The sequence below is a fragment of the Ralstonia sp. RL genome, from assembly GCF_001683835.1.
Taxonomy (GTDB): Bacteria; Pseudomonadota; Gammaproteobacteria; order Burkholderiales; family Burkholderiaceae; genus Ralstonia; species Ralstonia mannitolilytica.
On the sequence record NZ_LWRX01000255.1, the window covers coordinates 1 to 7,393 of the forward strand.

The window sequence follows — 7,393 nt, forward strand, 5'->3', positions numbered from 1 at the left end:
GTAATCAAGCAGAGCTAACGGCGGGTTTTCCCCTCTTACCATAATGCATGTCCGGGGGTCGTCCCCGGACATGCTTGTGCCATGCGACATTGCCATGCGGTCTGCGTACTCCATGTACCGAGGGCATGTGCGAAACACAAATTAGAGCCTTTCGGCTCCACAGGTCACTTTCGCAACCCACAAAGTACGACGGTTGTACTCTGTTAGCCTCGATAGAAATTGTATAAAAGTATTTTTTAATATGCAATAAATATTTCGCTTACAGCGAAATATTTCCGCAGTTTCTGGAGCAGCACAAAGCTACATTAGATCGGTGCAAATCTGTTTCAGACGAACCGGATTGTCTTCAACGTATTGTGCGGTCATGGCTATTGACGCATGCCCCATTAAAGTAGAAACGGCCTTGATGTCCGTTCCTTTCTCAATGAGTCTGGTCGCGAACGTCCTTCGCCCCGAATGGCTTGACGCGCCTTGCATCAATGCCCATGCATAAAGCCGATGAAAGAGTTGTTGAAGTGTGTTTGGCGAAAAATGGCCGCCCTTTTGTGAACGAAAAAGCGCCGCTTCGTAATTGAAGAGAATTCCGTCCTCTTCAATTCGCTCATCGAGATAATCGCGAATTGCTCGACGTACTTGAGGACTCGTGAGATATACGACCCGCTGCTTGCCGCCTTTCGTCATGCGGCGGGTCAAAGTGATTTCGTCGAGTAATTGGCCGTTGAGGCCGAGGACATGCTTGATTTGAAGTGCCGCCATTTCCTTTGCCCGAAGGCCAAGTCCAAAACTAATGTAGAACATGGCGACGTTTCGCTTCACGTGCCGCAGCCTACGCACTACGTTCAAGACTCTTTTGAATTCCTGTTCGGTCAGGACCTTGGCTTTGCCCCGGCTCACCCTCTACCCCGATAATGTTTTAAATGTGTTGCCATATTGCAATATTAAAACATTATATCTTTGCCAACATGTCTCGTACACTGAGAAAGTGGCTCCAGGTAACGGAATGTTTATTAATTGCATTTAGTAAACATTTCCGCCCTACGGGAATGAAACCCCGTCCGGTTGATGCTCTATCGTCCTAGACGCCACCAGGGACATTCTGGACAAGCGGCCTGAATATCCACATCGGCAAGGGCTTGGTCATGCCAAGGGCAATAGACGCCGGGGAACAACTCATCTCATTTTTCATATATGTGTTGAAATTGGGTGTTGTTCCGCGGTGCTGGCACCCATGCGGTTGCTTGCCGATATCGCTGACGCCGCTGTCGTTGACCTGCGCCATGGCTCTCAAAGCGTTCAGTATTCGGCATAAACTCGACATTCGATAAAATTGCCAGTACTACAAGTCATTCCTTCCACCAAAATCATGAAATTACGTCTTTCTAGAGTGCTGCCCACCGCAACCTTCATGGCTTTTTGCATCACCGCCCACACCTATGCCGCTGATGACTTGGACAGACAGCAAAAGGCGTTAAACATAATTTCGGACTTCGCCGATAAATTATGCAAGGACGTCCCGCTAAAGCATGAAGCATCGAAAATAGAACTCACGACGACAGCGAAAGCGGAACTCAAAGGGGTCGCTAGAAAGGTCGCCGGTCTCGGCTTTGATGGCGCAGCCAAATACACCGACTCGAAAGAAAGCGGATTCTTAGAGCAAGATTTGGCAAACGTGGTTGCAGGCAACAGAGATTGCCGCCTCCAAGTATGGAATGACTTGAAAGGGAAGCTAATTAGCAGACCATTGCCTTCCACCCCCTCCACCAAACAGAAGAGCACAACTAAACCCTTACCCCCTCCGTCCTCCATTATTGAGGACCGCATAAAAGAAATTCTTCAAGCAGAAAAAGAAGCGGCATCAATAGATTTGAGGCCAAAGCTGATGACCGCAGTAGAGACCGAAGAAACTCTGCAAAAGATGAACAAAGAATCGGTTGTCTATGACACCACAATAAATCTTCCTGTTTTACATCGCTACATCCGAGAGTACGGCAAAACCAAAACCAAGGATGAACTTGGAAAAAAGATTAATGCCTACGCAAACAAAAATAAGGAACTAACTGGATATCTTGGTAGTTTGATGGGGCGGTTCAATGGGGAGGAAAGATTAAACGACGTAAATTACGTGAACGAGATTTATGAAAGAACCGTACAACTCTTAAATGAGCGTTCTTCTGCACGGTCGGATTTGCTTACCTTTATAGCCAATCTGAAGAATTCGGATTTCATCGGTTATGACTAATTTTGCAGCCCAAACAGAACGCATTGCGAAAAACGCTCTCAGATTTCTTCGCTAAAATCAACAGCACGCAAAGGGTAGTATTATTGTGGGTAAAAGACAGAAAGTTGCAAGACACAGGCCGACTCCCACTACGCAGCATCCAGAACGAAAGTTGTGGGCGGAAATGTTGCGGAAGATCGCGATGGCTGTTGTAGCCTCTACAGGCGGTGTTCTATTGCTGACATATACAGACGCTCTCGCCAGCTTCTTCAAACCCACCTTATCCTCTGTTTGGGCATGGACGCAAGACCAAGTGTCACCCATGTCTGATGACAAGCTAATTGGAGTCGATCTGAGATTCTACATTCCACCCAATGTTGATAAGGGCAGATCTTTCGAAGCTGTGAGTGCGACCTTTTGGCCGAAGCGCTGCAAGCGTCCCGAGGGAGCCTCCATCACAAGGACGTTCGATGGTGGGGAGCGCGATTCTTATACCAATGCCATCATAAGCATTTCGTGTCGGGCTTCGGGCAGAACCATGGTCTCGCTAACGTCTCAAAACGGAACCACTCTAACAGTGTATGACGGCATCTTTAAAGACGGCGAAAAGATTACCTTCCCCGGCATTCCAGGGAGTTATTATGCTGGGACACTGACGTTACATCTGCTCGATACCAAAATGCCTGACGGTCCTAGGCGACCGATCAACAAATGTCAGATTACAAACACCTGCGAGATCGAATTTGGCAAATCCTTTCAAGCGCGAGAGCGGCACCAGTAGTTCTCAAGAACCGTAGGTTCCCTGTCTTCCATCGGGGAACAACATCTCGTTTTAATTCTATAGTGTTGAAATTGGGTGTTGTTCCCCTGATGCGGGTGCCCTGTGCAGTCTCCCTTACGCATCAATTTCGATCGTGGTCTTCCATTTCGATGCCTTGATATCCAGGCATCTCATACATGAGCGTCGCCTTCTTCAGTCGAAAACGGACATTGCTTTTCCGGAATAAGGGGAACAGCTCACGAATTTCAACACCATAGAGAGAAAATAATGAGTTGTTCCCCGAGTGCGGTTCAATACTGTCCTCCAATGCTCAACGACACGATTTCATTTTGCAGAATATCGACGCCGAGAGTTTGTATTTTTTTGCCCGACCTGCTCAGAAAAGAACAATTCACCACATGAAGAAGGTTATGGAGATGCAAGAAATTGATGACGATAACTGGGACGAAGATGAATACATGCGGCAGCGAATGGAGTGGCTACATGCTGCCGACAAGAAGGCAAGATTTATTGAGTATTCAGACGCAAGGGAGAATGGCGACGTAGCACTATGTGAGGCCCTTGAAGAAAAGAACCCATACCTGTTCAACATATATGAAGAACTCGGTCCCTGCTTGTACTCGGAGTATGAGCGTTACCAAGACCTAGTTATGCATTGGTTCATTTGTCTACATAAAAATAGCAAATATAAAAAATACTGCGAAGCAAAAGACGCCAATGATATAAAAATCATTACTGATCTTGAAAAGAAAGAACCGTTTTTAGCTTCCCTTTATGCAGATTGGGGCGATATATATGCTTGGGATGGTCATGCGCGAGAATGGGGAAAGAATAATCATCACTTGTTCTTCCCAGAGCTGATTGAAATAGTCCAACCAGGCCAGCCTGTTCCTTCTAGCGTACTTGCGACGACTTTACCGGAAGGCTTTGTAAAACATGAATTTGTCGATGGTTTATTTTTTCTCTCTCGCGAATTAGCAGAGAATGTAGGAAGGCGGCCAAAGTATCAGATCGAAAAATTCAGGGGTGAAACCTTTGCAATGATGGCCCAGCGCATGTCGCTTGCACACTTTGTTTATGACCTTGTAATGGAACAGGATATTAGTTTCAGGGATATGACGGAGATGTACTTCTACGATTCCGAAATATTCAAGGGAATGGGCACTAGGCTTAGCGATAAGCAAAGTGACAGCCCAAAGTCTGCTGACGATATCAAGAGCAAGCGCACAACTATCGAAAACATGGTGAACCTTTATCAGCAATGCATTGACAATGCGATTAAAGGCGTTTTCCCTGTGAAGTACGAGCGTCCCAAGTCCACAAAGGGAAGGTCGCAGGTTCAGTAGAAGCCATTCGACATTTCGGCACTCTCGTCAAAAGCCCTCAGCGAAGATCGCTGAGGGCTTTTTCTTTTCCGTAGCCTGCTAACGCACGCTCTTCCGTCCCGGCACTTACAAATACTGCCAAAACTTCTGCAAGCAAAAAGTTTGGTTGCAGATTCTCGGCTGCGACGTCCATCCGCACAATGGCAAACATCTGATGACGGCGCCAAGTCAAAAAAACACGCGCCGCTGATCGTCAGTGACAAACGTTCAATTCACAAAAAGGAGTAACCCATGAAACTCAATGCCAATATGAACTTCGAAGATATCTCTCTCGATCAAAACGAATTTAACATGCCGCCCGGTAAGCTGGATATAAATCATCTTGGCAAGCATGGGCTGATCGAAAAATCGAACTGCTATAGTAGTCTTCAAATAAGTTTTCCTCAGTTTAAAGATCAAGGTTCAGTCCAATTGGGAACGCGCTCGTGGGAAGAGGTTATTCATATTCTTCTCGCCGGAACGACTGATGCAGATATAGACCTTGGCTCGTTCACCGGCTTTAGCGGGTGGCATTTCAAGCCCGAACTTTCCGGTGTACGGAACAAGACCGATGTCTCTGCAATCGCCAAGTTGAATCCAACGTCGATATCCATGCTGGTAGTCGACTTTTATGGAAGTGGCCCCACAAGCTATTTCAACGATCTACAGTACGTCTGCTATCAGTTCACCGACCCGCATCAACCGGAAGTTGACAAATACCGCATGGTGTTACCGATGCTGACGAAGATGCCGTTGAATGAATACGCAAGATTGCAGCCGACCATTCGAGAATGGCTAGATCGCCATAGCGACGGCAAGTCCGACCCTGCCAGCTATGAAATCGGTCGTATTTGCAGCTTTCCACGAGTCCGCGCCGACCGGCGAGACGGGGCCAAGACCTTCTACAACCCCGGTGGCCACATTCTGCACTGGCCGGAATTCGAGGACATGAGGCGCACCGGCGACGATATGACGCTTCTCTAACCGTCAGATTTCACAATACCACGCCCGCCAGGGACCAATACTCAACCTACATCACTAAAGAGAGAGTGATGGTGTTGGTCCCACCTCGGCTCCACAGCAAACATTGCCCACCCCATTGGGCCAATCTCAAAGAGGAAAATGATTATGACTTCTATCGATACGACAATTGACTACACCCAGAATCAACCAAAGCGCGATGCCTTCGCACAGAAATTTATGAAGGCAGTAAAGCAGAACGGCATCCTCCACTCAATGACCTACGACAGAGACAGGTTCAACATCGTTGTGGACACGCCTTCCGGGCGTTTGACGCAGAATCTCGGCAATGCTTACAAGGAATATCAGACGGTATATGGCAAAGCACGGGATCGCGTACTGAAGAACTACGTCCTTGGCCTCAAGAAGGCTCTGAGCATTAATGATTGGCGTAGTACACCGTTCGCGGAGATTCGCAAGCGCCTGCGTCCATTGATTCGCTCAAAAATTCTAACCGAAAATGAGCGATACGATTTCAAGGGCGACGACCCCAGCCAATTCAAGCCAACCCCTCGGCAGCTGTTTAGCAGTGATGCAAATGTTTTGCTTGGCTGCGATATGGGTCGGACGATCAAACAGGTAGAGCAAGCGATGTTAGACCACTGGGGCCTTACATTCGCCGAAGCATTGGGCATCGCTATGAAGAATTTGGCCGCCGTTTCTCGCCCGATCTTCAAGGAAGTTACGTCTGGAGTTTTCGCTGGCGCATGGAATGACTATCACGACTCCGCACGGCTACTAATGCCTGAGTTATTTGCTGAGTGCCGTGGCATTGCCGATCCAGTGATTATGATTCCGACCGCCGAAAGAATATATGTCACAGACAAGTCTAACAAAAAGGGGCTGCTGGACATGCTGCGCGGCGTGGGAAATATGGTATCTGCCTCATTAAAGATTATCTCAACCCAGATGTACCACTTCGTTGATGGGAGGCCAACACAGTATGAACCGGAAGACAGCCAAGTCTTACTCAGTCTGAATATGATTCGGAAGCCTCAACTTCAAGCATATGCGGAACAGCAAAAGAAGATCGTTGAAGACTACCTCATCAGAACTGATAACTGGGCCTACATCATGTCGCTCCAGATTTTTGAAAACAAGGAAGACGGTGGAACAGCAAGCGTCAGCATTTGGTCGGACGACCAAGAAACCATTTTCCCAGAAGCCGACCTCATTGCGGTCTCGAAAATTGTAGAGAAAACGAATGAGGGATACATCGTGCGCAATGACCCTGTCCTTCCATGGCACGAAGTTATCGAGAAGTATGGTCATCGACTGCAAAAACTTGAGGGGTTCCCCAATCTCTACCGGGTGGCGCCATTCTCAGGAGAGAGTCCTGCACTAGCCGAAGCTGCCTAGCCCTTCCCGTGCACAGGAACAACTCACAACCTACATCACTATAGAGAGTAGTGAATGAGTTGTTCCCTCCGAACGGAGGGCAATAAATACCACTGAACGCAAGGAGCAATCTACTCAGCATCACCGCTTCGCGTTGTTACCTTCCGCATCATTTGATGCTGTGGGTTGCGTCTTGCTTCAGTCGTCTTGGTAACACGACTCAAACAGCGAAGCGGAATCCATACGAGAGATTCCGCGCATATAACAATAAGGAATCTCATGCAGCGAAAATTCAAAGTCGCCGTCAATCGGCGCATTATCAACAAGATCGACAGGGACGACAAAGTACAGGCTCGTATTCTGACCCAAGAGTTTGAAAACCTTGAGCTAACACCTACCGAACTGGCAGATTTCATTAATGACGGACACCCATTCTGCGCCCACCACGAAGGCGGTAGGAAAGAGGCGAACTTTCGCTGCTCGGACGTTCTGGCCGTTGATATCGACGGCGGGATGCAATTCAGCGATACGCTGCAAGACCCATACGTTCAGCAGTACGCGTCCATCGTGTACACGACGCCATCGCATACAGCCGATGACAATCGTTTCCGGATCGTGTGTCCAGCGACAATTAGAAATTCCGGTGGCGACAATTAGATTTGCCGGTTGAGA

The 7,393-nt window shown here is 47.9% G+C and carries 7 protein-coding genes; 5 read left to right on the top strand and 2 right to left on the bottom strand.

Annotated features, from left to right (window positions below):
- Positions 1–300: 300 nt before the first annotated feature.
- Positions 301–894, bottom strand: coding sequence for a tyrosine-type recombinase/integrase (locus tag A6M56_RS24195; RefSeq protein ID WP_286758502.1), 594 nt, complete (start codon positions 892–894; stop codon positions 301–303).
- Positions 895–1,363: 469 nt separating this feature from the next.
- Here A6M56_RS24195 and A6M56_RS24200 point away from each other — a divergent pair, with 469 nt between their 5' ends.
- Together A6M56_RS24200 and A6M56_RS24205 are read left to right on the top strand one after the other, a co-directional pair.
- Entirely contained in the window at positions 1,364–2,239 is an 876-nt protein-coding gene (locus A6M56_RS24200) for a hypothetical protein (protein ID WP_286758503.1), read from the top strand.
- A gap of 1,170 nt (positions 2,240–3,409) precedes the next feature.
- Positions 3,410–4,345, top strand: a complete 936-nt coding sequence (locus A6M56_RS24205; RefSeq protein WP_286758504.1) for a hypothetical protein — start codon at positions 3,410–3,412, stop codon at positions 4,343–4,345.
- A gap of 37 nt (positions 4,346–4,382) precedes the next feature.
- On the opposite strand, the gene A6M56_RS24210 is transcribed toward A6M56_RS24205, so the two are convergent.
- Positions 4,383–4,535, bottom strand: coding sequence for a hypothetical protein (locus A6M56_RS24210; protein WP_286758505.1), 153 nt, complete (start codon positions 4,533–4,535; stop codon positions 4,383–4,385).
- An 80-nt stretch (positions 4,536–4,615) separates the two neighbouring features.
- Here A6M56_RS24210 and A6M56_RS24215 point away from each other — a divergent pair, with 80 nt between their 5' ends.
- From A6M56_RS24215 to A6M56_RS24225, 3 genes are all read left to right on the top strand, one after another.
- Positions 4,616–5,347 carry a hypothetical protein gene (locus A6M56_RS24215; RefSeq protein WP_286758506.1) on the top strand — a complete coding sequence of 244 codons (732 nt, stop codon included), beginning with the start codon at positions 4,616–4,618 and terminating at the stop codon, positions 5,345–5,347.
- Between the two features lie 144 nt (positions 5,348–5,491).
- The gene (locus tag A6M56_RS24220) at positions 5,492–6,742 is read left to right on the top strand and encodes a DUF1444 domain-containing protein (RefSeq protein ID WP_286758507.1); all 1,251 of its coding nucleotides are present in this window, start codon (positions 5,492–5,494) and stop codon (positions 6,740–6,742) included.
- Positions 6,743–7,000: 258 nt separating this feature from the next.
- Positions 7,001–7,378 (top strand): hypothetical protein, encoded by a 378-nt coding sequence (locus tag A6M56_RS24225; RefSeq protein ID WP_286758508.1) that lies wholly within the window; start codon positions 7,001–7,003, stop codon positions 7,376–7,378.
- Positions 7,379–7,393 lie beyond the last annotated feature (15 nt).

What these genes read in the sequence shown, in the direction of transcription:
- A6M56_RS24200 (WP_286758503.1), top strand. Translation starts at nt 1,364, where the DNA reads ATGAAATTACGTCTTTCTAGAGTGCTGCCCACCGCAACCTTCATGGCT.
- A6M56_RS24205 (WP_286758504.1), top strand. Translation starts at nt 3,410, where the DNA reads ATGGAGATGCAAGAAATTGATGACGATAACTGGGACGAAGATGAATAC.
- A6M56_RS24210 (WP_286758505.1), bottom strand. Translation starts at nt 4,535, where the DNA reads ATGTTTGCCATTGTGCGGATGGACGTCGCAGCCGAGAATCTGCAACCA.
- A6M56_RS24215 (WP_286758506.1), top strand. Translation starts at nt 4,616, where the DNA reads ATGAAACTCAATGCCAATATGAACTTCGAAGATATCTCTCTCGATCAA.
- A6M56_RS24220 (WP_286758507.1), top strand. Translation starts at nt 5,492, where the DNA reads ATGACTTCTATCGATACGACAATTGACTACACCCAGAATCAACCAAAG.
- A6M56_RS24225 (WP_286758508.1), top strand. Translation starts at nt 7,001, where the DNA reads ATGCAGCGAAAATTCAAAGTCGCCGTCAATCGGCGCATTATCAACAAG.